The following is a 21491-nucleotide window of genomic DNA, read 5'->3' on the forward strand; positions in this document are numbered from 1 at the left end:
TTGCGATGGTCTTTTTATCCTGAACTCGGAGGTTATCTTGTTCGTACAGAATCAACTCAGCAATTGGATCGCGGGCATCCGCGAACAGCTCACGCTGCCGCTGCGCATCGAGCTATGGAACGGCCAGCAGGTCGACCTGTCCAGCGAAACACCGCGCGTGACGATACGGCTGCCGACCATCGGCGCCGCCCGCTACCTGCTGACGCCGTCGCTGTCCAATCTCGGCACCGCCTATGTCGAAGGGGCGATCGAGGTCAAGGGCAAAGCCATGGACATGATCGCCGTGGTCAACGCGCTGGCGCGCAGTTCGCTCAAGGCCGAGGGCAAGTTCGCCCGCCTGGTGCGCAGCATCAGCCACAACAAGCAGAAGGACGCGGAAGCGATCCGCTACCACTACGACGTCTCCAACGACTTCTACCGGGCATTCCTCGACCCGAACATGGTGTATTCGTGCGCCTACTTTGAAAACGGCGACGAGGACCTGGCCACCGCCCAGTTGAAGAAGATCGACCACATCCTGCGCAAGATCGAGTTGCAGCCGCACCAGACGCTGCTCGACATCGGCTGCGGCTGGGGCGCGCTGGTGATCCGCGCGGCCCAGCAGTACCACGCCCGCTGCGTCGGCGTCACCTTGTCGGAAAACCAGTATGCGCTGGCCAAGGAACGGGTGCGCGCCGCCGGGCTGGAACACCTGGTCGAGATCCGCCTGCAGGACTACCGCGACGTGCGCGGCCAGTTCGACCGCATCACCAGCGTCGGCATGTTCGAGCACGTGGGTATCCGCCATTTGCCGGAATACTTCGCCGCCATCAACCAGCTGCTGGCGCCGGAAGGCATCGTGATGAACCACGGCATTACCTCCACCGATCCGGACAACGGCGAGACGCCTTACGGCGGCGGCGAGTTCATCGAAAAATACGTGTTTCCGCACGGCGAACTGGCCCACATCGGCCATGTGCTGAAGGCCATGCAGCAGGGTTCGCTGGAAGTGACCGACGTTGAAAGCCTGCGCCGCCACTACGCCCGCACCTGCGCCATCTGGACCGACAACTTTGAAGCCAACGGCGACAAGGTGCGCGCACTGGGCGGCGACAAGCGCTACCGCATCTGGCACGTCTACCTGGCCGGCTGCGCATATGCCTTCGAGCAGGATTTGATCAGCCTGTACCAGATCGTGGGCCGCAAGGCGGGCCAGCGGGCGTCGGCGCTGCCGTGGTCGCGCAAGCATATGTATCCGTCGGCCGCGCGCGCGCCGGTGCAGCCCTCCTATGCGCTGGACGAGGGCGGCATACCGGCGTTTGCGGTGCTGGGCGAGGATGGCGGCGCCGGATTATCCGCCCCGGCCCTTACCTCAATCGGCCAGCATACGTCTTCCTGAACTTGTCGACCTTGGGCGCCACCACGAACGCGCAATAGCCCTGCAGCGGGTGGTGGCGGAAGTAATCCTGGTGGTAGTCCTCGGCCTTGTAGAACGGCGGGGCCGGCGCCAGTTCGGTGACGATGGGTGCATCCCACACGTGCGCCATTTCGGCCATGACCTGGCGCGCCGTGGCTTCCTGCTGCGGCGACTGGTAATAGATGACCGACCGGTATTGGGTGCCGACGTCGTTGCCCTGGCGGTTGAGCGTGGTCGGATCGTGGATGGTGAAGAAGATTTCCAGCAGGTCGCGGTAGCTGATGACCGTGGGATCGAAGCTCAGCCTGACCACTTCCGCATGGCCGGTGGCGCCGGTGCACACCTGTTCGTAGGTCGGCTGCGCCATCTCGCCGCCCGCGTAGCCGGACTCGACCGAGGTGACGCCCTTGACCTCCAGATACACCGCCTCCGTGCACCAAAAACAGCCGCCGCCCAGTAGCGCGGTTTCCGCATTGCCAGCCATGACTCCTCCTGCGTAGAAGACTTGCCCACCTGCTCACTGTAACGCAAACCGGGGTAATCCGCTATGACGCTACAAATCTTTGGCATAATGGCCGCATGAACACCAATTCTCCCCGCGCCGAAGAGCGCACGTTCGATACCGCGCATTTCCGCCAGGCGCTGGGCCAGTTCGCGACCGGCGTGACCATCATCACCACCCGGCTGGCGGACGGCACGTTTCGCGGCCTGACCGCCAGTTCCTTCAATTCGGTGTCGCTCGATCCGCCGCTGGTGCTGTGGAGCCTGTCCAATGGCGCCAACAGCATGCCCATCTTTACCGGCAACTCGCATTACGTCATCAATGTGCTGAACGCTGAGCAAGCCCATCTGGCCAAGCGCTTCGCCACCCGCGGCATCGACCCGTGGGAAGGCGTGGAGTACGAGCTGTCGCGCACCGGCCAGCCGATCCTGAAGGATGCCTCGGCCTGGTTCGAGTGCCATAACCGCAGCCGCTACCCGGAAGGCGATCACGTGATTTTTGTCGGCGAAGTGGAATTCTGCGCGTTTTCGCCGCGCCCTCCCCTGATCTTCCACAGCGGCCAGTTCGCCGGCCTGGGGTAAAAAACGGAAATTGGTGTCGCCATTAGAAAAGCGCACACCAGGTCGCAGGCATAGAATGCTGGCAGCATTCATCCATAATGAGAGACTATCTATGAGCCAAGCCCGCGCCCAATTCCACTGGGATGACCCGCTGCTGCTGGACCAGCAGCTGACCGACGATGAGCGCATGGTGCGCGACGCCGCTGCCGCCTATTGCCAGGACAAGCTGCAACCGCGCATCCTCGAAGCCTTCCGCCATGAAACCATGGACACGTCCATCTTCCGCGAAATGGGCGAGATCGGCCTGCTGGGCCCGACCATTCCCGAACAGTACGGCGGCCCCGGCCTGAATTACGTGGCCTACGGCCTGATCGCGCGCGAAGTCGAGCGCATCGATTCCGGCTACCGCTCGATGATGAGCGTGCAGTCGTCGCTGGTGATGGTGCCGATCTACGAGTTCGGCACCGAAGCGCAAAAACAGAAATACCTGCCCAAGCTGGCCAGCGGCGAGTGGATCGGCTGCTTCGGCCTGACCGAGCCGAACCACGGCTCCGACCCCGGCTCGATGATCACCCGCGCCAAGAAAGTGCCCGGCGGCTATTCGGTGAGCGGCGCCAAGATGTGGATCACCAATTCGCCGGTGGCCGATGTGTTCGTCGTGTGGGCCAAGGACGATGAAGGGGCGATTCGCGGCTTCGTGCTGGAAAAAGGCATGGCGGGCCTGAGCGCGCCGGCCATTCACGGCAAGTTCGGCCTGCGCGCCTCGATCACCGGCGAAATCGTCATGGACAATGTGTTCGTGCCGGAAGAGAACGCTTTCCCGGACGTGCGCGGCCTGAAGGGACCGTTCACCTGTTTGAACTCGGCCCGCTACGGCATCGCCTGGGGCGCGCTGGGCGCGGCCGAATCGTGCTGGCACACCGCGCGCCAGTACGTCATGGACCGTACCCAGTTCGGCCGGCCATTGGCCGCCAACCAGCTGATCCAGAAGAAGCTGGCCGACATGCAGACCGAAATCACCATGGGCCTGCAAGGCTGCCTGCGCCTGGGCCGCATGAAGGATGAAGGCACGGCGGCGGTCGAGATCACCTCGATGATGAAGCGTAACTCGTGCGGCAAGTCGCTGGACATCGCCCGCCTGGCGCGCGATATGCTGGGTGGTAATGGCATCTCGGACGAGTTCGGCATCATCCGCCACATGGTCAACCTGGAAGTGGTGAATACCTACGAAGGTACGCACGATATCCATGCGCTGATCCTCGGCCGGGCGCAGACCGGCATCCAGGCCTTCCAGTAAGGACGAAAAAAAACCGCCGGCCTGAACGCGCTCCAGAGCGCATTCAGTGCCGGCGGTTTTTTTACGCCTAGAAGCCTTTGAACGCGTAGCCGATGCTGAAGTTGACGGCCAGCGGATCGAGGCGCACTTCCTGGGTCTGGCCGGTCGAGTAGTGGGCCGTGGTTTTCAGCTTGGTCTTGATGACCGACGCATCCAGGAACCATTTCTCGTTGATCTTGTAGGTGCCGCCGATCTGGAAGCTGGCCGCAGCCTTGTCATCCAGCTTGAAGGTGGCGCCCGGACCGCCGGTGTTCAGGATCGCCGTCAGCTGGCCCGAACCGCGTTCCTTCTGGAACATGGCGTAGGTAAAGCCGACACCGACGTACGGACGGAACGCCGAGTCCGCATTGAGGAAGCGGTACTGGACGAACAGCGTCGGCGGCAGCACTTCGGCCGTCGCCAGCTTGCCGGTGCCCTGGATCGACCCGGCGCCGGACAGTTCATGCTTGTACGGCAGGCCCAGGTCCAGCTCGGCCGAAATGTTATCGGTCAGCATGTAGCCGATGGTGAAGCGCGGCTTGGTGTCCGAACCGACGTCGGTCTTGGTGCCCGGCAGCGCCGGCGCCGAAACATCGCCCGAGTCCACTTTCGGCGTAATCTTGTTCACGCCCACCGTGCCCAGCCAGGTGCCGGTGCTTTGTTGTGCCGATGCAGCCGAAGCCACCGTCATTGCGGCGGCCAGCGCCAGCAGTTTTACCGTTTTATTCATATCGTCTCCAGGTATTTTCTATGTGACTGAATTACAGCCAGCCCTTGGTCACCATCGCTTTGGACACGTAACGTGCCAGCAGCAGGTTGTTGTAAGGGGTTGGGTGTACGTCATCGGCAAACGACCAGTGGCTGACGTCGCCCGTTTTCAGGTTGCTGGCGTTGCACACCAGCGAGCTGCCCAGCGGGTTCTTGGTGGTGCTCAGGTCGCACGCGGTTTCGGAGACGTTGGTCAGGCCGTATGGGCCAGGATTGGTGGCCTGGTCATGGCTGACGGCAAACACGTCCACCACCAGCACTTTCGGCTCACTGGCCAGACCGGTGCTCAGCGCGCTGTTGAAGGCGTTGACCATGGCGTTGATCAGGGCCTGGGTCGAGGCATCCTTGGTGCGGCCCGACGGCGTGGTGGCCACGTCCGGCAGATTGTTCACCACCACGTAGTTGGCGCCGTTAGCGATCAGCTGGTTTTTCACCAGTGCCACCAGTTCGGTGCCGGCCTGTCCCATGGCGGCGACCAGTTCCGGACCGTGGGCGGTAGCGTAGTCGGCGCCGGCTTTTTGACCTGCGGCGGTACCGGCGGCGGTGGCCTTGGTCACCATCGGACCATACACGGCAGGGGAAGCGACCGCCGAGTTACCTGGCTGCACAGCAGCAGCGCCCACGGCGGCCTGGGTAATGGTGGTCTGCGTCGCGCCGCTCTGCGCCGCAGCGGTTTGCGCGGCCGCGCCGATGGCACCGGCGGCAGTAACAGGATTGGTGGCGCCGGCAGCCAGCTGGCCGATCAGGCTGGTGAGGTAGGCGGTGTTGCCGGCAGTGGTACCCGCTGTGGTGGCTGCGCTGCTCAGTGCGCCCAGCTGGAACAGTGCATCGTTACCGCCAGCCATCACCAGCACCAGCTCGTCGCCCTTGAATTTGCCGCCCACCGCTTTCAGGTGGTTGGCGATCTGGGTCACGACCGGATAGGTCAACGCGCCCAGCGCGCTACCGGTCGCCTTGTGGCTCGGTCCAATAGGATTGGTCACGCGCGAACCGCCCATGGCGTAGCCGTAGCAGCCGGCGTGCGGGGTGGCCGGCACCGAGAAGCCCTGGGCGGCGTTACCGTCCAGGCCAGTCACGGCGGCGCATGGTGCGGCCAGGCCGATCTGGGCGGCGGTCAGCTCGGTCCAGTTTTTGCCGGTCAGGGTTTCGTTGACCGAGGTGTTGTTGCCGTTAATGGTGAATTTGCCGCCCTTCAGTGCGGCAACGGTCCCGACTGCGTAAGAGCCGACGTCGGACAGGCTGTCGCCGAACGATACCTGTGCGCTGTATTTGACTTTGGTGGTTTGATCGCCTGCTGCCGGATCGGTGCCGCCGCAACCCGCAAGGACGGCCAGGGTCATTGCAGCAAGTGCAAGTTTGGTATGACGCATGTTGTCTCCTAAAAATATTTTTTTGTCTTGTGATACGAACGGCCGTGCTATTCGCAACCCAACTAATATGCCAGCACAGGAAACTCTTGTATAGAGGAACACCCCTAAAAACAGGGGTTTGTGAGCAAAAAAGAACGCTTGCTCGGCATTTATTACGCTATATCAAGGGGTGATTCACCGGGTTGGTGCAGAATCGAGGAAGGCGCGCGCCTCCCGCAGGCAGAACGGCGCCACCAGTCCGGCGTGGTAGGCATCCTTGACCGCCTGGTCGGCGGCGCTGGCGCTGCCGGTCTGCTGCTTCGTCAGGGCGCGCAACGCCTCCTTGGCGGCGGCGAACTCGGTGCGCGTGGTCAGCGACGGCCCTGCCGCCAGCGTGTCTACGTTCAACACCGTCAGTGGCAGGCTGGTCGCATTTTGCGCGCGGAAGTACGCCGCCGTGCTGGTGGTGTTGGCGTAGGGGACCAACGGGTCTTCATCGCCGCCGCACAGGAACAGCGGTACGTTCGGCGTGTAGGTGCGCAGATCGTTCTTCAGCAACCACTTGCGCAGCGCCTGCTGCGGCGTGCAGGCCAGCGGGGCGGCGCTGCTGGCGTTGCACGGATTGGCCTTGAGGTCGGCCAGGTAGGCGTCGCGGTAGGCGGTTCTGATCAGGTGATCGGCGCCGAACGCGCTGGCGTAGCCGGCTGTCTGCGGCAGCGAGTCGGCGGCAAACAGGACATCATTCGGCAGCTTGCCGGCGGCCACCAGTTCGCCCAGGCTTTGCGTGCCGGGCAGCAGCGTGTCGATGCCGCTGGCGTATTTCGGTTCGTAGATATCGCTGGTGCTGCTGTACAGGTTGGCGCCGGCGCGCTGGCCGGCGGTGATCAGCATGGGCAGGAAGCCGGCCGAACCGGTGGTCGGCGCGCCGTTGAAGATGGTGTCGCCGAACTGCATCAGCGCGTACGGGCCGGACAAGGGCGCGGCGGCCGTCACCGTAAATTCGGACGCGTATTGCGTCTGCATGGCGCGCTGCGTGGCCAGCGCCACATAACCGCCCTGCGAGTAGCCGGTGACCATCAGGCGGCTGGAGGCGGCGGCGTTGATGCTGCTGAAGGCACTACGGGCGGCGCGCAAGGCGTCGATCATGTCGGCCGACTGCTGCTGCGCATCCAGATACGGATGGTAGCCGGCGGTCGAGCCTGCATAACCGACGTAATTCGGCGCCACCACGATGTAGCCCTGCGCCGCGAACATGGCGGCGATCAGGCGCGGCTCGGTCGCGGCCAGGTTGGCCATGTCGGTGCTTGTTTGTACCGACGTGCCGTGCGCGTACAACAGCACCGGACGGCCGCCCTGGCAGGCGGCATTGCTGCCCGACGGAACAAAGACGGCGGTGTTGGCGGGCGTGTCGGCGCCGGTGGAATCGATGGTGTGGTACTTCAGCGTGTAGGTGGTGATGGCGCAGGTGGGCGTGCCGGTGACCGCGCTGCCCAAGGTGGTGCCGGCGTCGACCAGCGTTTTCAGTGCTGCCGGGTCGAGCGTGTTGACGCTGCTGCCTGCGCCGACGGTGACCGGCACCAGTGTGGCGCTGCCGATCATCTGGCCGCGCAGCTGCGGCGCCGGCGGCGTCGGTTGGGTGACGACCGTACCGCCGCTGTGGTCGGCACTACCGCCGCCACCGCCGCAGGAAGCCAGGGTCCATACCAAAGGAATCAGTGCCAGCCGGGCAGTGCGCATATCGCTTCCTTGCAAGATGGCCGGGCGAGTTTTTCGGCCGGCAACGAATTCATCTTAGCAGGTGAAGCTGCCGCGCAACAGCCGATGGCTTATTTTTGCAACAGCGCGGCAATTACGCCCGCCGAGCCGAACACCGAGCGGCGCAGGCGGTCGTTGACGCCGAGCCATGCGGCGTCTTGCGGCGGCGTTTCGACCAGGATCAGGCTGGCGCCGGTCTGGTCCATATCCCGCAGCGCGGCATACAAGCCGTAGGCGTAGCCGGCCGGATCGGCAGGCAGCACGCGTTGAGCATGCGCCGAGGCGGTCAGCGCGGCCGGCAAGCCGTGGCCGATCAGCGCCACCTTGACGCCCCTGGCGTGCAATTGGGACAAGGTGGCGGCAAAGCCGTCGGCCGCCAGCATGGTGACCGGCGTGCGCGGCGCGTAATGCGATTCCAGCGTGCCGGAGGCGCGCGGCGCGGCCTGGTCCGGCGCCGCCGGCAGCATGCCGATCACGTCGGCAATCTGCTGCGCGCTGATGTGGCCGGGACGCAGCAGCACCGGGCCGTGCGTCGCCAGGCGCGACATATCGACGATGGTGGATTCGATCCCCACTTCGCTCGAACCGCCTTCCAGCACGCGGCTCAGTTCGGCTGCGGAACAGGCGTCGTCGCCGTTCAGCGCGCCGTCGTCATGCGCGTCCATGCCGAACTCGTCGCGCACGTGCTGCGCGGTGGTCGGGCTGACGTTGCCGAACTTGTTGGCCGACGGCGCCGCCAGGCCGCCCTTGCCGCCTTTGAATGCCCGCAACAGCGCAATGGCGACCGGGTGCGACGGGCAACGCATGCCGACGCTGTCCTGACCGGCCGAGACGGCGTCCGGGATGCGCGGATGGCGCTTGAGAATCAACGTCAGCGGGCCAGGCCAGAAGGCTTGCACCAGCTGGCGCGCTTCGTAGGGCACGTCGGTGGTCCAGTAGTCGAGGTCGGCGCCGGGGGCGACGTGCACGATCACCGGATGGTCATGCGGCCGGCCCTTGGCTTCGTAGATGCGCGCCACGGCGGCCGGATTTTCAGCGTCCGCGCCGAGGCCGTAGACCGTCTCGGTGGGAAAAGCCACCAGCCCGCCCTGCTCCAGAATGGCCGCCGCTTCGGCAATGGCGGCCGAGTCGGCGACGGTTGCGGATGGCTGCTTCAAGGTGCGATCCCGAGCACGGCGCAGGCGGCGTTGAGCTGCTGCTGCGCTTGCGCCAAGGTCGGCGCGATGAAGGTCAGGTGGCCCATCTTGCGCGCGCGTCGCGGCTCGTCCTTGCCGTACAGGTGCAGATTGGCGCCCGGCAGCGCCAGGATTTCATTCCAGGCCGGCTCGCGGGTGGCGTCGCTGTCGTCGGTGAACCAGACGTCGCCCAGAATATTCAGCATCACGGCCGCCGAATGCTGGCGCACATCGCCCAGCGGCAGTTGCGCCATGGCGCGTACCTGCTGCGCAAACTGGCTGGTGACGCAGGCGTCGATGGTGTAGTGGCCGCTGTTGTGCGGACGCGGCGCCATTTCGTTGACCACCAGCGAACCGTCGGTCAGCACGAAGAATTCGATGCACAGCACGCCGACATAGCCGAGCTCGGCCACGATGGCTTGCGCCGCCTTCTGCGCCTTCAAGGCGCTCTGTTCCGATACGTTCGGGCCCGGCACGGTGGTGGTGAACAGGATGCCGTCGCGATGCACGTTCTCCGCGATCGGATAGACCACCGATTCGCCGTCGTGGCCGCGCGCGGTCAGCACCGAGACTTCGTAGGCCAGCGGCAGCATCTTCTCCAGCAGGCAAGTCACCTTGTCCATGGATTCAAACGCCGCCTGCACCTCGGCGCGCGATGTCACGCGTACCTGGCCTTTGCCGTCGTAGCCCATGCGCACGGTTTTCAGGATTCCCGGCAGCAGGTCATCGCTGATGGCGTCGATATCTTCTTGCGAGGCGATCACCTTGTGCGGCGCCGGCAGCACGCCCGACTTGTCGGCGCAGCTGACGAAGAAACTCTTCTCGGCCACGCGGTCCTGGGCCACCGACACGCCATGCGCGTTGGGCGCCACGAACACCGATTGCGCCAGGCGCGACAGGCTGTCCGCAGGGACGTTTTCAAATTCGGTGGTAACGGCGGCGCATTGGGCGGCCAGCGCATCGAGGCCGGCTTCGTCGCTGTAGCCGGCGTTGACCAGCCGTTGGGCGACCTGGCCGGCCGGGCAATCTTCCGACGGCTCCAGCACGGCAACCTGATAACCCATGGCCTGCGCGGCCTGGGCAAACATGCGGCCCAGCTGGCCGCCGCCCATCACGCCCAGCCAGGCTGGCGGATTGGCTTGCGGCAGGATGGGTTTCAACTTCATATCACTCATTTATTCAACCGGCAGTGTCATGGCCTTGGCGACCTCGGTTTGCGAAACGCGGAACGCTTCCAGCTTGTCGGCCAGCGCGTCGTCGGTGGCGGCCAGCATGGCCACGGCGGTCAGCGCTGCATTGGCGGCGCCCGCTTCGCCGATGGCGAAGGTGGAGACCGGCACGCCTTTCGGCATTTGCAGGATCGACAGCATGGAGTCTTCGCCACGCAGATATTTCGATGGCACCGGCACGCCCAGCACCGGCACGATGGTCATGGCCGCCACCATGCCCGGCAGGTGCGCCGCACCGCCGGCGCCGGCGATGATGGCGCGCAGGCCGCGCGCACGGGCGCTCTTGGCGTAGGCATACATCTCGTCCGGCATGCGGTGCGCGGAAATCACCTGCGCTTCAAACGGCACGCCGAACTGCTTGAGGATGGCAACTGCGTTCGACATCACGTCCCAGTCCGAAGACGAGCCCATGATGACGCCGACCAGTGGTTTTTGATCAGCCATTTTTATACCTTCAGCTTTTCGCCGGTCAGGCGTTCGATGGCTTCGAAATACTTGGCCTGGGTTTTGTCGATGACGTCGGCCGGCAGCGCTGGCGCCGGGGCCGTCTTGCCCCAGTCGGTCAGGGTTTCCAGGTAGTCGCGCACGAACTGCTTGTCGAACGACGGCGGCGAGATGCCGACCGCGTACGAATCGGCTGGCCAGAAGCGCGACGAATCGGCGGTCAGCACTTCATCCATCAGGTGCATGACGCCGTTGTCGTCCAGGCCGAATTCAAACTTGGTGTCAGCGATGATGATGCCGCGCGAGGCGGCATATTCCGACGCTTCGGTGTACAACTTGATGGCGACATCGCGCATTTTGGCGGCCAGTTCGGCGCCGATGCGGGATTCCATGTCTTCAAAGCTGATGTTCTCGTCGTGCTCGCCCAGATCGGCCTTGGCCGCTGGCGTGAAGATCGGCTGCGGCAGCTTTTCAGCCTGTTGCAGGCCTTCCGGCAGCTTGATGCCGCAGATCGAACCGGTGGCCTGGTAGTCTTTCCAGCCCGAACCGATGATGTAGCCGCGCACCACCGCTTCCACCATGATCGGCTTCAGACGCTTGGCGACCACGGCGCGGCCCTTGACCTGCTCGACTTCGTCGGCGGCCACCACGGACTCTGGCGCCACGCCGGTCAGGTGGTTCGGCACGATGTGGCCCAGCTTCTCGAACCAGAAGTCGGTCATCTGGTTCAGTACCTTGCCCTTGCCGGGAATCGGTTCATTCATGACAACGTCGAAGGCCGACAGGCGATCGGAGGTAACGATGAGGATTTTGTCATCGCCGACAGCGTAGTTGTCGCGGACTTTGCCATGACCGAGGAGTGGCAGGGACTTGATGGAAGACTGGTAGAGGCTGTTCATAGCAGGGGAATGTAATGAAAAAGCAAAAACCGGCGACAGAGGAATGCTCGATCGCCGGTCGAAAGAGTCGGCCCAAAACCGTACCGCCACCCCGTCATTCCCGCGCAGGCGGGAATCCATGGACACTACGTGCATAGTCAGCATGGATCCCCGCTTTCGCGGGGAAGACGGCTTCAGCGGCGCAAGCCTTAAGCCGTTCCAAAACAGAATTTTACTTCACAATCTGGGACAGCTCGCCGGCTTTGTAGCGTTCCGCCATTTTATCCAGTGGAATTGGCTTGATTTTCGACGCCTGGCCTTCGCAGCCGAAGGCCTGGAAACGGGCACGCACAACTTGTTCCGCAGCCGCGCGGGCTGGCTTGAGGAAGTCGCGCGGGTCGAATTTCGACGGGTTCTGGAACATGTACTGGCGCACGGCGGCAGTCATCGCCAGACGGATGTCGGTGTCGATGTTGATCTTGCGCACGCCGTGACGGATGCCTTCCTGGATCTCTTCCACCGGCACGCCGTAGGTTTCCTTCATGTCGCCGCCGAATTCGCGGATGATGGCCAGCAGTTCCTGCGGTACCGACGACGAGCCGTGCATCACCAGATGGGTGTTCGGGATGCGGGCGTGGATTTCCTTGATGCGGTCGATGGCCAGGATGTCGCCGGTTGGCTTGCGGGTGAACTTGTAGGCGCCGTGCGAGGTGCCGATGGCGATCGCCAGGGCGTCGCACTGGGTGCGCTGCACGAAGTCGGCGGCTTGCGCCACGTCGGTCAGCAGCTGTTCGCGGGTCATGGTGCCGTCGGCGCCGTGGCCGTCTTCCTTGTCGCCCTTCATGGTTTCCAGCGAACCGAGCACGCCCAGTTCGGCCTCCACGGTCACGCCGATGGCGTGCGAGAACTTGACCACTTCTTTCGAGACGTCGACGTTGTACTCGTACGACGCCACCGACTTGCCGTCGGCTTCCAGCGAACCGTCCATCATCACCGAGCTGAAGCCCGAGCGGATGGCGGCCATGCAGACCGCCGGCGACTGGCCGTGGTCCTGGTGCATGACGACCGGGATATGCGGATAGGCTTCGATGGCGGCGTCGATCAGGTGACGCAGGAACGCTTCGCCGGCGTATTTACGGGCGCCGGCCGACGCCTGCATGATCACCGGCGAATTCAGCGCATCGGCGGCAGCCATGATGGCCTGCACTTGTTCCAGATTGTTGACGTTGAACGCAGGGATGCCATAGCCGTTTTCGGCGGCATGGTCCAGCAGTTGACGCATGGATACGAGGGACATGGTAACTCTCCAAAAACAATAAAAAAACCTGTCACCGCCCGTCGCCCCCGCGCAGGCGGGGGCCCATACATCGGCTGCCAGTGAGGCGCCGCATGGGTTCCCGCTTGCGCGGGAACGACGGCGGGGTTAACTAAATTCGCCGACCTTGACGATCTTCAGCGCGTTGGTGCCGCCGACCTGGCCCATCGGGGAACCCGAGGTCACCACGATCAGATCACCTTTCTTGACTACGCCCTGCGCGACCAGCAACTCTTCCGCTTTTTTCAGCACGGCGGCGCTGCCGCCTTCCTGCAGCAAATTGTATGCCTTCACGTTACGGTACAGCGACACTTTACGCAGCGTGGTGACCGACGGCGTCAGCGCGAAGATCGGCGTATCGATGTTGTGACGGCTCATCCACAGCGCGGTCGAGCCGGACTCGGTCAGCGCCACAATCGCCTTCACCGCCAGGTGATGCGCGGTGAACAGCGCGCCATAGGCGATCGACTGGTCGATGCGGGTGAAGGTCGCGTTAAGGAAATCGGCGTCCAGCTTGTTGTACTCGGACTGCTCGGCTTCCACGCAAATGGCGGCCATCATTTCAACGGTTTCGATCGGATAGCGGCCCGATGCGGTTTCGGCCGACGTCATCACGGCGTCGGTGCCGTCCAGCACGGCGTTGGCCACGTCCGATACTTCGGCGCGGGTCGGCACGGCGTTAAAGATCATCGACTCCATCATCTGGGTCGCGGTGATCGCCAGCTTGTTCGACTCGCGCGCCATGCGAATCATGCGCTTCTGCAGCGCCGGCACGGCGGCATTGCCCACTTCCACCGCCAGGTCGCCGCGGGCCACCATGATGCCGTCGGACGCGTCGAGGATCTCCTGCAGCAGCGGGATCGCTTCGGCGCGTTCGATCTTGGCGATCATCATCGGCTTGTGACCGTAGGCGTCACCGGCGATATTGGCCAGCTGGCGCGCCATTTCCATATCGGTTGCGCTTTTCGGGAACGAAATCGCCAGGTAATCGGCCTGGAAACTCATGGCCGTCTTGATGTCTTCCATGTCCTTGGCGGTCAGCGCCGGCGCGGTCAGGCCGCCACCCAGACGGTTGATGCCCTTGTTGTTGGACAGCTCGCCACCGATCTTGCAGACGGTGTAAATCTCGCTGCCCACCACTTTTTCCACCACCAGCACGATCAGGCCGTCGTTCAGCAGCAACTGGTCTTCCGGACGCACGTCCTGCGGCAGCGCCTTGTAGTCCAGGCCCACGCGTTCCTGGTTGCCCAGTTCGCCGTTCTCGCCCCACTTGGCGTCCAGGATGAACTTGTCGCCCTTGGCCAGCTCGATCTTGCCTTGCTCAAACTTGCCGACGCGGATTTTCGGACCCTGCATGTCCGCCATGATCGCCACTTCGCGGCCGCACTCGGCAGCCGCCTCGCGCACCAGACGGGCGCGGTCGATGTGGTCCTGCGCCTTGCCGTGCGAGAAGTTCAAGCGCACGACATCGACGCCCGCACGGATCATCTTGACCAGTACGTTGAAGTCGGTAGAAGCTGGGCCAATCGTGGCGACAATTTTGGTGCTACGAGACATAGTATTCCTTAGCAGTAGGTCATGCGAACAGTTCCCGCGCGGCGCGGAAACCAGGGTTTGTTGCGGTTAAGACATCAAATCTGTAGGTTTTGCTACAGATTTGACGCCCTTCCCAGGCATTACCTGGATTCTACTGTTAATTTGCTACAAAGCACGACCGTGCTATTTCCCTTACTTGGCAGCGCGCTGGGTCAGGATCTCGACCGCCGGCAGGGTCTTACCTTCCAGGAACTCCAGGAAGGCGCCGCCACCGGTGGAGATGTAGCCGATCTGCTCGCCGATGTTGTACTTGGCAATCGCGGCCAGCGTGTCGCCGCCGCCGGCGATCGAGAACGCCTTCGATTGCGCGATGGCCAGCGCCAGCGTCTTGGTGCCTTCGCCGAACTGGTCGAACTCGAACACGCCGACCGGGCCGTTCCACACCACGGTGCCGGCGGCAGCGATCTGCGCGGCCAGCTGGGCGGCGGTCTTGGGACCGATATCCAGGATCATGTCGTCGTCGGCCACGTCGGCCACGTCTTTGACGGTGGCGACGGCGGTTGGCGAGAATTCCTTGGCGCACACCACGTCGACCGGAATCGGCACCTGCGCGCCGCGCTTGGCCATGATGTCGATAATGGCCTTGGCTTCGTCGACCAGATCGTTTTCCACCAGCGACTTGCCGATGTTGAGGCCGACAGCCTTCATGAACGTGTTGGCAATGCCGCCGCCGACGATCAGATTATCGACCTTGTCGGCCAGCGCCTTTAGGATCGACAGTTTGGAGGAAACTTTCGAGCCGGCGACAATCGCCAGCAACGGACGGGCCGGGGCGCCCAGCGCCTTGCCCAGCGCGTCCAGCTCGGCCGCCAGCAGCGGGCCGGCGGCGGCGATAGGGGCAAACTTGGCGATGCCGTGCGTCGAAGCTTCCGCGCGGTGCGCGGTGCCGAAGGCGTCATTGACGTAGATGTCGCACAGAGCGGCCATTTTCTGCGCCAGTTCATCGCTGTTCTTCTTTTCGCCCTTGTTGACGCGGACGTTTTCCAGCAGCACTACCTGACCGGCTTGCAGGCCTTCCAGGCCGGCGCCGTCTACCCAGTTCTGCTTCAGTTCAACCGGCTGGCCCAGCAGCTCGGACAGGCGCTTGGCGACCGGCGCCAGGCTGTCTTCCGGCTTGAACTCGCCTTCGGTCGGGCGGCCCAGGTGGGACGTGACCATGACCTTGGCGCCGGCGGCAACTGCCGCCTTAATGGCTGGAACCGAAGCGCGGATGCGCGTATCTTCGGTGATATTGCCCGCATCGTCCTGTGGCACGTTCAAGTCGGCGCGAATGAAAACGCGTTTGCCTTGCAGCGCATTTTGATCGATGAGGTCTTGCAGACGGATGAAGTTCAGAACAGCGGACATGGCTACCCAAAGTCGAGTTGGAGGAAGAGCGCTATTCTACCGCAAGCCGGAGTTGATTTTTCTGTTATTAAATTACAGAAATCAGCCTTAATGCTGTGAAGAAAGCCATGCCGAATATGATGGTCTCCAGCATATTGCGTCGCAGCAAATAATAGATGGTGGCCACAATCCCGGACACCAGTTTGAGATTGCTGGCGTCCAGCACCGGCTGGCCGTCGGCCGCCAGGATCAGGTCCGGCGCGATAATGGCCGCCAAGGCGCAGGCCGGCGCGTAGCGCAGCATCTCCTGCACCCGCTTGGGGATGGTGACGCGATGGCCGACCAGCCAGAAGCCGCTGCGCGTGGCGGCGGTGGCCAGCGCCAGCACCAGGATCACCAGCCAGATTTCCCAGTCAGCCATGTTTAGCCCTCAATTTCTCGGCGGCTTCGCCGACCAGCATGGCGCTCAGCATGCCGGCCAGCACCGCCGCCAGCAGGCCCAATTTATACGGCAGAGCGTGCGCCAGCACCGACACCGCGCCGGCCACCAGCACGCCGCACAGCGCGGGACGGCCCGCCGTCAGGGGCACCATGACGCAAATAATCGCCAGGGTGCCGGCAAAACTCAGGTTCCACTCCGGCGGCACCACGCTGCCAAGCAGCACACCGGCGATCGAGCCGATCTGCCACGAGGCCCAGTTGGGATACAGCAGACCCTTCAGATACGACAGTTTGCCGACCTCCGGCGCCGGCGACGGGTATTTTTGCAGGAACAGCGCCACGGAAATATCGCCCGACACATAGCCCAGCGTCAGGCGCTGCCGCCAAGGCAGGTGGGAAAAGTGCGGCGCCAGCAATGCCGAAAAGATCACGAAGCGCAGATTGACCACCAGCGCGGTCACAAAGATGACCCAGATCGGCGCATCCGCCGCGATCAGCGGCAAGGCCGCCAGCTGGGCCGAGCCGGCAAACACCACCAGCGTCATGCCCAGCGCCTGCGGGATCGTCAGGCCGGACTTGACCATGGCGATGCCCACCACCAGGCCCCAGGCGCCGATGCCGAACAGCGACGGCAGGCCGGTCTTGACGCCGGCGCGCCAGGACGGTTCGTGGTGGGTGGCGACGCAGGGTGCGGCGGCCGCAGGGCTGGATTCAATCATGGGACAGTTGTGGCATTCCCGCCACAGGGTGGGCCGGACCGGGGTTGTAGAGGCGCTATTTTACCGACGATTTTTGTCAACTGCGCGAATCCGTTAAAATCGTGGTTTTCTCTTAGCCATCCGGAGCCACAAGAAATGACCAATCCACACACCGCCGCCGCCGCAGTTGAACTCGATGGCAAGGACCTGCCGGCCCACTGCCCCAACCCGGCCATGCCGCTGTGGTCGTCGCACCCGCGCGTGTTCCTGGAGTTCGACGCCCACGGCGTCGCCAAATGCCCGTACTGCGGCACCGCCTACCGCCTGAAGCCAGGCACCGTGGTCGGCCACCACTAATCTCCTCCCCGCCCACACCATGCCAGCCAAGAAAACGCACAACGGCAGCGCCGCTGAAACCGAAACGGCCTTCTACGACGCTCTCAACCGCGCCGACCTGGAAGCGCTGATGGCCTTGTGGGCGGATGACGACGAGATCGTCTGCGTGCATCCGGGCGGCGTGCGGCTGATCGGCCATGCGGCCATCCGCGCCTCCTGGGCCGCCATTCTCGAACACGGCGGCCTGCACATCATGCCGTCGCAGCTGCACGAAACCCATACGCTAATGAGCTCGGTCCACGTGGTAATCGAAGGCGCCACCGCCGCCAGCGGCGAGCCGGCGCACCTGGTCGCCACCAATGTGTACGCAAAAACGCCGAAAGGCTGGCGCATCGTCCTGCATCATGTATCGATCGCACCGGGACCGGCGCCGCAGGATACGCACAGCCAGATCCTGCATTAATTGCCGTCGTGAAGTACACCGCACCGTTCTGGCTGCCTAGCGGCCACCTGCAAACCATTTATCCGGCGATTGCCATCAGCAAGCCGGCGGTACGCTTCCGGCGCGAACGCTGGGACACGCCGGACGGCGACTTCATCGACATCGACTTTGTCGACGGCCAGCCGGACCAGCCGCTGGTGGTGCTGTTCCACGGACTGGAAGGCTCGTCCGACAGTCACTATGCTCGCGCGCTGATGGCAGACGTGCAGGCACGCGGCTGGTCCGGCGCGGTGCCGCACTTTCGCGGCTGCTCCGGCGAAGCCAACCGCGCACCGCGCTTTTACCACTCCGGCGACGCCGCCGAAATCGACTGGATCGTGCGCCGCCTGCACGCCCGGCGCCAGGCGGCCGGCGCCAGTGGCAAGTTCTACGCCACCGGCGTCTCGCTGGGCGGCAACGCGCTGCTGCGCTGGCTGGGCGAATCGCAGCACCAGGCCGAGTTTGTCGATGCGGCCTGCGCCGTGTCCGCGCCGCTGGACCTGGCGCAAGGCGGCGTCTCGCTGTCGAGCGGCTTCAACATGATTTACACGCGCATGTTCCTGCAAACGCTGAAGCCGAAATGCGTAGCCAAACTACAGCAGTTCCCCGGCCTGTTCGACCTCGACGCCCTGCATGCCGCGCGCGACCTGTACGCCTTCGACAACATCGTCACCGCACCGCTGCACGGCTACCGCGACACCGACGATTACTGGAACCGCGCCAGCGCCAAGCACGTGCTGGGTGACATCACGGTGCCGACGCTGGTGCTGAATGCGAAGAATGATCCCTTCCTGCCGGGACGCCACCTGCCGCAGCGTGCGTCATCGCGCGTGGTATTGGATTATCCTGAGCAGGGCGGCCATGTTGGCTTTGCCGTCGGCGGGCCACCGGGACGCATCAACTGGCTGCCGAGCAAACTGATTCACTTCCTCGAACAACATGGATGACATCGTCAAACAGGCGCTGGCCAAATGGCCCAACGTCCCCCACTGCTACGGCTGGCTGGCGCTCGACGCGCGCGGCAACTGGCGCATGCGCGACGAGCGCGCGCAACACCTGAACCTGCCGGGCGACAAGCTGACGAATGTGGCGCTGGTCGGCTTCATCACGCGCAACTACGCGGCCGATGAGCGCGGCTGCTGGTATTTCCAGAACGGACCGCAGCGCGTGTATGTGGATCTGGAAGCGACGCCATACATCGTCCGCACCGATCCTGCGGATGGCTGGCGGCTGCACACCGGCGCGCCGCTGGGCACGCCCGAAGCCGCCTTCATGACCGAGGCCGGCGCACTGGTGCTGCGGCATGGCGACATCGTCGCGCAACTGGATGACCGCGATTTCGCCGACGTGCTGCCGCAGTTGCGCATGGACGGCGCGCCGGTCGCGGACGAGGTCTTGCTGGCATGGCTGGACGGCCGCGCGGCGGGCACGCTGAGCCTGAATGGGGTGGCGGTGGAACGCGTCGCCGCCGGTCAGCTGGCGACGCGCTTCGGCTACATCAGCGTACCGACCCCGACGGCTGCATAGGATCGGTGGCCTTGCGCAGGCGGTCGAACGGACTGGTGTAGGAATTGTTGAACGGATCGTCCTTGTTATCCTTGTTGTCCTTGTCCGACTTCAGCTCCAGCTTGAAGGCCGAGCCTGACAGCGCCATCTCCTTCTTGCCGCGGTCGGCCAGGTCTTCACGGCGACGCGCCTGCCACTCGCGCTCGCGCGCATCGATCAGCGACTGATCGTAGAACGACGCGTCCGGCGCCTTGCGCGCATAACCCAGCTGATCCAGCGCCGCCATCACGCCGCCTTGCAGGTTGTACGACTCGGCCAGCGCAATGTGCTGCAACGCCAGCTTGCCCTGCTTGGAATACACCTGCGCCAGCAGATCGTAGGCTTCGATATCTTCGCGGTACAGCTGCACCTGGTCGCGCAGATAGGCGCCCGCCTCGTCCAGTTTGCCGGCCGCAATCAGCGCTTCGCCATACTGATGCGCGATGCCGCGTGACAGCGGGAACTTCTGGTGCGCCGCTTCCGCCTCGGTGGCGGCCTTGGCCAGCATGTCTTTGTTCTCGGTCTGCGCCAGCTTGATCTCGATCGAGGTCGCGGCAAAAATCGACTCCGCCTTGCTGCGCGGCGACGCGCCGAACACGCCGGCCGGCGGCGGCTTGTTGACCGTCTCGCGCGCCTGGTCCAGCCACTTCTGCGCCGCGTCAGTGTCGCCCTGCTTCATGGTCAGGAACGCCATGCCGTACTGGCCGGCGGCCTTCTGCTGCCAGCTGTCCTGCAAAATCTGGCCCTGGAAGAACTGTTTGGTTTCGCTGTAGCCGTTGGCGGATTGGTCTTGCAGCACCCGCGCGCGCGAACGCACCAGGAAGAAGTCCAGGCTGTCTTGGCGCTGCTTGTACGGCTGCGCGCGGATACGCGCCTGGATATCGGCGATACGTTCGCTGGTCAGCGGGTGCGTCAGCAGCCAGGCCGGTACCAGATCGCTGTAATTGCGGGTAGAAGCCTGCATCTGCTGGAAGAACGCCACCATGCCGGACGGATCGAAACCGGCCTCGCCCATAATCTGGAAACCGATGCGGTCGGCTTCACGCTCGGCGTCGCGGCCGAAGTTCAGTTGCCGCTGGATCGCCAGGCCCTGGCCGCCGAGAAACACGCCCATGGCCGCATCGCCGCCGCCCTGGCGCGCCGTCAGCGCCGCCAGGATCATCGCCGCCAGCGGAATCAGCGCATCCTGCTTCTGCTGGCCGATGGAGCGGGCGATATGGCGCTGCACCACGTGGCCGATCTCGTGGCCCAGCACCGAGGCCAGCTCGGACTCGCTCTGCGCCTGCAACAGCAGCGCCGAGTGCACCGCGATGAAACCGCCGGGCAACGCGAACGCATTCAGCTGCGGATCGCGCACCACGAAGAAGAAATAATCGTACTTGGCCTCGCCGCGCGCGCCGGGACGGGCGTCCACCAGCACGTTGCCGAAGTTGTTAATGTATTCGAGGATGGGGCCATCGTCGAGGTAATCGCGGTCGCGGCGGATATCGCGCATGATCTCCTCGCCCAGCTTGCGTTCCATCAGCGGCGACAAATCCTGGCTCTCCGTGCCGCCGAGCGCGGGCAGGTTGGGAATCTTCGCAGGCGCGAGACCGGTCTGCGCCATGGCCATCGGCATGGCGATCAGCAGTGCCGCAGCAACGGCGCGCATGCGGCCAGAGTAAGAGGAGCGTTTAGCATTCACGGTGATATGATACCCGCAACTCGGGTATGAAAACTGAGGGACACATTATGAATCATTTTAAGCTGCAACCATGACCACCGATCACCTGACCCATTTCGACGCCACTGGACAAGCCCACATGGTGGACGTCGGCGCCAAAGCCGAGACCCATCGCATCGCGCTGGCCAGCGGCTCGATCCGCATGAAACCGGAGACGCTGGCCATCATTCTGAGCGGCACCGCCAAGAAAGGCGACGTGCTGGGGATTGCCCGCATCGCCGCCATCATGGCCTCCAAGCGCACCAGCGACCTGATCCCGCTGTGCCACCCGCTGGCCCTGACCCGCGTGGCGGTGGACTTTGAAACCGACGTCGAGAATTCTTCGGTGCACTGCAAAGCGCAAGTGGAAACCTACGGTAAGACCGGAGTGGAGATGGAAGCACTCACTGCGGTGCAAGTCGGCTTGCTGACTGTGTACGACATGTGCAAGGCCGTGGATCGCGGCATGGTCATGAGCAACATCCGCGTGATGGAAAAGCACGGCGGCAAGTCGGGCGACTGGAGCGCGACCAGCTAAGGGTTTGATTCGGCTAAGGGATTTCCGAAGACCAGATTACTCCCTTGGCTCGGCTACTTGCTGGACAGTCGTCCCCTTTGTTCCAACTCAAGGCATCTAGCACCAGCGAAGCCAACAATAAGGCCTACCCATCCAACATGGA

The 21491-nt window shown here is 63.8% G+C and carries 22 protein-coding genes; 8 read left to right on the top strand and 14 right to left on the bottom strand.

All coding sequences use genetic code 11. From position 1 onward, the window contains the following. Nucleotides 1-37 precede the first annotated feature (37 nt). Nucleotides 38-1378: a class I SAM-dependent methyltransferase gene (locus GTP55_RS07710; protein ID WP_161044362.1), complete on the top strand. Its 1341-nt coding sequence runs from the start codon at nt 38-40 to the stop codon at nt 1376-1378. Here the strand turns inward: GTP55_RS07710 and msrA are convergent. Then, nucleotides 1347-1880, bottom strand: a complete 534-nt coding sequence (msrA, locus tag GTP55_RS07715) for a peptide-methionine (S)-S-oxide reductase MsrA (protein WP_161044363.1) — start codon at nt 1878-1880, stop codon at nt 1347-1349. The two genes, GTP55_RS07710 and msrA, sit on opposite strands and share 32 nt — an antisense overlap. Before the next feature lie 95 nt (nt 1881-1975). Here msrA and GTP55_RS07720 point away from each other — a divergent pair, with 95 nt between their 5' ends. After that, on the top strand, nt 1976-2479 hold the full coding sequence (locus tag GTP55_RS07720) for a flavin reductase family protein (protein ID WP_161044364.1): 504 nt from the start codon (nt 1976-1978) through the stop codon (nt 2477-2479). Nucleotides 2480-2570: 91 nt separating this feature from the next. Then, nucleotides 2571-3755, top strand: a complete 1185-nt coding sequence (locus GTP55_RS07725) for an acyl-CoA dehydrogenase (protein WP_161044365.1) — start codon at nt 2571-2573, stop codon at nt 3753-3755. Nucleotides 3756-3822: 67 nt separating this feature from the next. Here GTP55_RS07725 and GTP55_RS07730 read toward each other — a convergent pair whose 3' ends face one another. The 12 genes from GTP55_RS07730 to GTP55_RS07785 all read right to left on the bottom strand — a co-directional run bounded on the left by GTP55_RS07730 (nt 3823) and on the right by GTP55_RS07785 (nt 16768). After that, nucleotides 3823-4503 carry an OmpW/AlkL family protein gene (locus GTP55_RS07730; RefSeq protein WP_161044366.1) on the bottom strand — a complete coding sequence of 227 codons (681 nt, stop codon included), beginning with the start codon at nt 4501-4503 and terminating at the stop codon, nt 3823-3825. Between the two features lie 31 nt (nt 4504-4534). Continuing rightward, entirely contained in the window at nt 4535-5911 is a 1377-nt protein-coding gene (locus tag GTP55_RS07735; RefSeq protein WP_161044367.1) for an SGNH/GDSL hydrolase family protein, read from the bottom strand. Nucleotides 5912-6085: 174 nt separating this feature from the next. Beyond that, a complete protein-coding gene (locus tag GTP55_RS07740) occupies nt 6086-7627 on the bottom strand; it encodes an alpha/beta hydrolase family protein (protein WP_161044368.1) in 1542 nt (513 codons plus the stop codon). Between the two features lie 89 nt (nt 7628-7716). Beyond that, nucleotides 7717-8802 (bottom strand): L-threonylcarbamoyladenylate synthase, encoded by a 1086-nt coding sequence (locus GTP55_RS07745; RefSeq protein WP_161044369.1) that lies wholly within the window; start codon nt 8800-8802, stop codon nt 7717-7719. Further along, nucleotides 8799-9995 (bottom strand): 5-(carboxyamino)imidazole ribonucleotide synthase, encoded by a 1197-nt coding sequence (locus tag GTP55_RS07750; protein WP_161044370.1) that lies wholly within the window; start codon nt 9993-9995, stop codon nt 8799-8801. Before GTP55_RS07750 ends, GTP55_RS07745 begins: the two co-directional genes overlap by 4 nt. Continuing rightward, on the bottom strand, nt 9996-10493 hold the full coding sequence (purE, locus tag GTP55_RS07755; protein ID WP_110845345.1) for a 5-(carboxyamino)imidazole ribonucleotide mutase: 498 nt from the start codon (nt 10491-10493) through the stop codon (nt 9996-9998). A gap of 2 nt (nt 10494-10495) precedes the next feature. Beyond that, nucleotides 10496-11392: a phosphoribosylaminoimidazolesuccinocarboxamide synthase gene (locus GTP55_RS07760; RefSeq protein ID WP_110845346.1), complete on the bottom strand. Its 897-nt coding sequence runs from the start codon at nt 11390-11392 to the stop codon at nt 10496-10498. A 211-nt stretch (nt 11393-11603) separates the two neighbouring features. Next, nucleotides 11604-12668 (bottom strand): class II fructose-bisphosphate aldolase, encoded by a 1065-nt coding sequence (gene fba / locus GTP55_RS07765; RefSeq protein ID WP_110845347.1) that lies wholly within the window; start codon nt 12666-12668, stop codon nt 11604-11606. A gap of 126 nt (nt 12669-12794) precedes the next feature. Next, entirely contained in the window at nt 12795-14243 is a 1449-nt protein-coding gene (gene pyk / locus GTP55_RS07770; protein WP_161044371.1) for a pyruvate kinase, read from the bottom strand. 171 nt (nt 14244-14414) lie between these two features. Further along, nucleotides 14415-15629 (bottom strand): phosphoglycerate kinase, encoded by a 1215-nt coding sequence (locus GTP55_RS07775; protein WP_161044372.1) that lies wholly within the window; start codon nt 15627-15629, stop codon nt 14415-14417. A 67-nt stretch (nt 15630-15696) separates the two neighbouring features. Further along, nucleotides 15697-16029 (bottom strand): AzlD domain-containing protein, encoded by a 333-nt coding sequence (locus tag GTP55_RS07780; protein WP_161044373.1) that lies wholly within the window; start codon nt 16027-16029, stop codon nt 15697-15699. After that, nucleotides 16022-16768: an AzlC family ABC transporter permease gene (locus GTP55_RS07785; protein WP_161044374.1), complete on the bottom strand. Its 747-nt coding sequence runs from the start codon at nt 16766-16768 to the stop codon at nt 16022-16024. The genes GTP55_RS07780 and GTP55_RS07785 overlap by 8 nt, the downstream gene beginning before the upstream one ends. A 135-nt stretch (nt 16769-16903) precedes the next feature. Here GTP55_RS07785 and GTP55_RS07790 point away from each other — a divergent pair, with 135 nt between their 5' ends. Genes GTP55_RS07790 through GTP55_RS07805 form a run of 4 tightly spaced genes read left to right on the top strand, consistent with a single transcriptional unit; the run spans nt 16904 to nt 19091 of the window. Beyond that, nucleotides 16904-17104: a zinc-finger domain-containing protein gene (locus GTP55_RS07790; protein ID WP_161044375.1), complete on the top strand. Its 201-nt coding sequence runs from the start codon at nt 16904-16906 to the stop codon at nt 17102-17104. A 19-nt stretch (nt 17105-17123) separates the two neighbouring features. Next, nucleotides 17124-17546 carry a YybH family protein gene (locus GTP55_RS07795; protein ID WP_110845353.1) on the top strand — a complete coding sequence of 141 codons (423 nt, stop codon included), beginning with the start codon at nt 17124-17126 and terminating at the stop codon, nt 17544-17546. A gap of 8 nt (nt 17547-17554) precedes the next feature. Further along, nucleotides 17555-18511 carry a YheT family hydrolase gene (locus GTP55_RS07800; protein WP_161044376.1) on the top strand — a complete coding sequence of 319 codons (957 nt, stop codon included), beginning with the start codon at nt 17555-17557 and terminating at the stop codon, nt 18509-18511. Then, complete coding sequence (locus tag GTP55_RS07805) at nt 18504-19091, top strand: DUF2946 family protein (RefSeq protein WP_161044377.1); 588 nt, start codon at nt 18504-18506, stop codon at nt 19089-19091. Before GTP55_RS07800 ends, GTP55_RS07805 begins: the two co-directional genes overlap by 8 nt. Here GTP55_RS07805 and GTP55_RS07810 read toward each other — a convergent pair. After that, the gene (locus tag GTP55_RS07810) at nt 19063-20760 is read right to left on the bottom strand and encodes a beta-barrel assembly-enhancing protease (RefSeq protein WP_161044619.1); all 1698 of its coding nucleotides are present in this window, start codon (nt 20758-20760) and stop codon (nt 19063-19065) included. The two genes, GTP55_RS07805 and GTP55_RS07810, sit on opposite strands and share 29 nt — an antisense overlap. Nucleotides 20761-20863: 103 nt before the next feature. Here GTP55_RS07810 and moaC point away from each other — a divergent pair, with 103 nt between their 5' ends. Continuing rightward, nucleotides 20864-21349: a cyclic pyranopterin monophosphate synthase MoaC gene (gene moaC / locus GTP55_RS07815; protein WP_161044378.1), complete on the top strand. Its 486-nt coding sequence runs from the start codon at nt 20864-20866 to the stop codon at nt 21347-21349. Nucleotides 21350-21491: the final 142 nt, after the last annotated feature.

The sequence above is a fragment of the Duganella margarita genome, assembly GCF_009857535.1.
Classification (GTDB): Bacteria; Pseudomonadota; Gammaproteobacteria; order Burkholderiales; family Burkholderiaceae_D; genus Rugamonas; species Rugamonas margarita.

What these genes read in the sequence shown, in the direction of transcription:
- msrA (WP_161044363.1), bottom strand. Translation starts at nt 1,880, where the DNA reads ATGGCTGGCAATGCGGAAACCGCGCTACTGGGCGGCGGCTGTTTTTGG.
- GTP55_RS07720 (WP_161044364.1), top strand. Translation starts at nt 1,976, where the DNA reads ATGAACACCAATTCTCCCCGCGCCGAAGAGCGCACGTTCGATACCGCG.
- GTP55_RS07725 (WP_161044365.1), top strand. Translation starts at nt 2,571, where the DNA reads ATGAGCCAAGCCCGCGCCCAATTCCACTGGGATGACCCGCTGCTGCTG.
- GTP55_RS07730 (WP_161044366.1), bottom strand. Translation starts at nt 4,503, where the DNA reads ATGAATAAAACGGTAAAACTGCTGGCGCTGGCCGCCGCAATGACGGTG.
- GTP55_RS07735 (WP_161044367.1), bottom strand. Translation starts at nt 5,911, where the DNA reads ATGCGTCATACCAAACTTGCACTTGCTGCAATGACCCTGGCCGTCCTT.
- GTP55_RS07740 (WP_161044368.1), bottom strand. Translation starts at nt 7,627, where the DNA reads ATGCGCACTGCCCGGCTGGCACTGATTCCTTTGGTATGGACCCTGGCT.
- GTP55_RS07750 (WP_161044370.1), bottom strand. Translation starts at nt 9,995, where the DNA reads ATGAGTGATATGAAGTTGAAACCCATCCTGCCGCAAGCCAATCCGCCA.
- purE (WP_110845345.1), bottom strand. Translation starts at nt 10,493, where the DNA reads ATGGCTGATCAAAAACCACTGGTCGGCGTCATCATGGGCTCGTCTTCG.
- GTP55_RS07760 (WP_110845346.1), bottom strand. Translation starts at nt 11,392, where the DNA reads ATGAACAGCCTCTACCAGTCTTCCATCAAGTCCCTGCCACTCCTCGGT.
- fba (WP_110845347.1), bottom strand. Translation starts at nt 12,668, where the DNA reads ATGTCCCTCGTATCCATGCGTCAACTGCTGGACCATGCCGCCGAAAAC.
- pyk (WP_161044371.1), bottom strand. Translation starts at nt 14,243, where the DNA reads ATGTCTCGTAGCACCAAAATTGTCGCCACGATTGGCCCAGCTTCTACC.
- GTP55_RS07775 (WP_161044372.1), bottom strand. Translation starts at nt 15,629, where the DNA reads ATGTCCGCTGTTCTGAACTTCATCCGTCTGCAAGACCTCATCGATCAA.
- GTP55_RS07780 (WP_161044373.1), bottom strand. Translation starts at nt 16,029, where the DNA reads ATGGCTGACTGGGAAATCTGGCTGGTGATCCTGGTGCTGGCGCTGGCC.
- GTP55_RS07785 (WP_161044374.1), bottom strand. Translation starts at nt 16,768, where the DNA reads ATGATTGAATCCAGCCCTGCGGCCGCCGCACCCTGCGTCGCCACCCAC.
- GTP55_RS07790 (WP_161044375.1), top strand. Translation starts at nt 16,904, where the DNA reads ATGACCAATCCACACACCGCCGCCGCCGCAGTTGAACTCGATGGCAAG.
- GTP55_RS07795 (WP_110845353.1), top strand. Translation starts at nt 17,124, where the DNA reads ATGCCAGCCAAGAAAACGCACAACGGCAGCGCCGCTGAAACCGAAACG.
- GTP55_RS07805 (WP_161044377.1), top strand. Translation starts at nt 18,504, where the DNA reads ATGGATGACATCGTCAAACAGGCGCTGGCCAAATGGCCCAACGTCCCC.
- GTP55_RS07810 (WP_161044619.1), bottom strand. Translation starts at nt 20,760, where the DNA reads ATGCGCGCCGTTGCTGCGGCACTGCTGATCGCCATGCCGATGGCCATG.
- moaC (WP_161044378.1), top strand. Translation starts at nt 20,864, where the DNA reads ATGACCACCGATCACCTGACCCATTTCGACGCCACTGGACAAGCCCAC.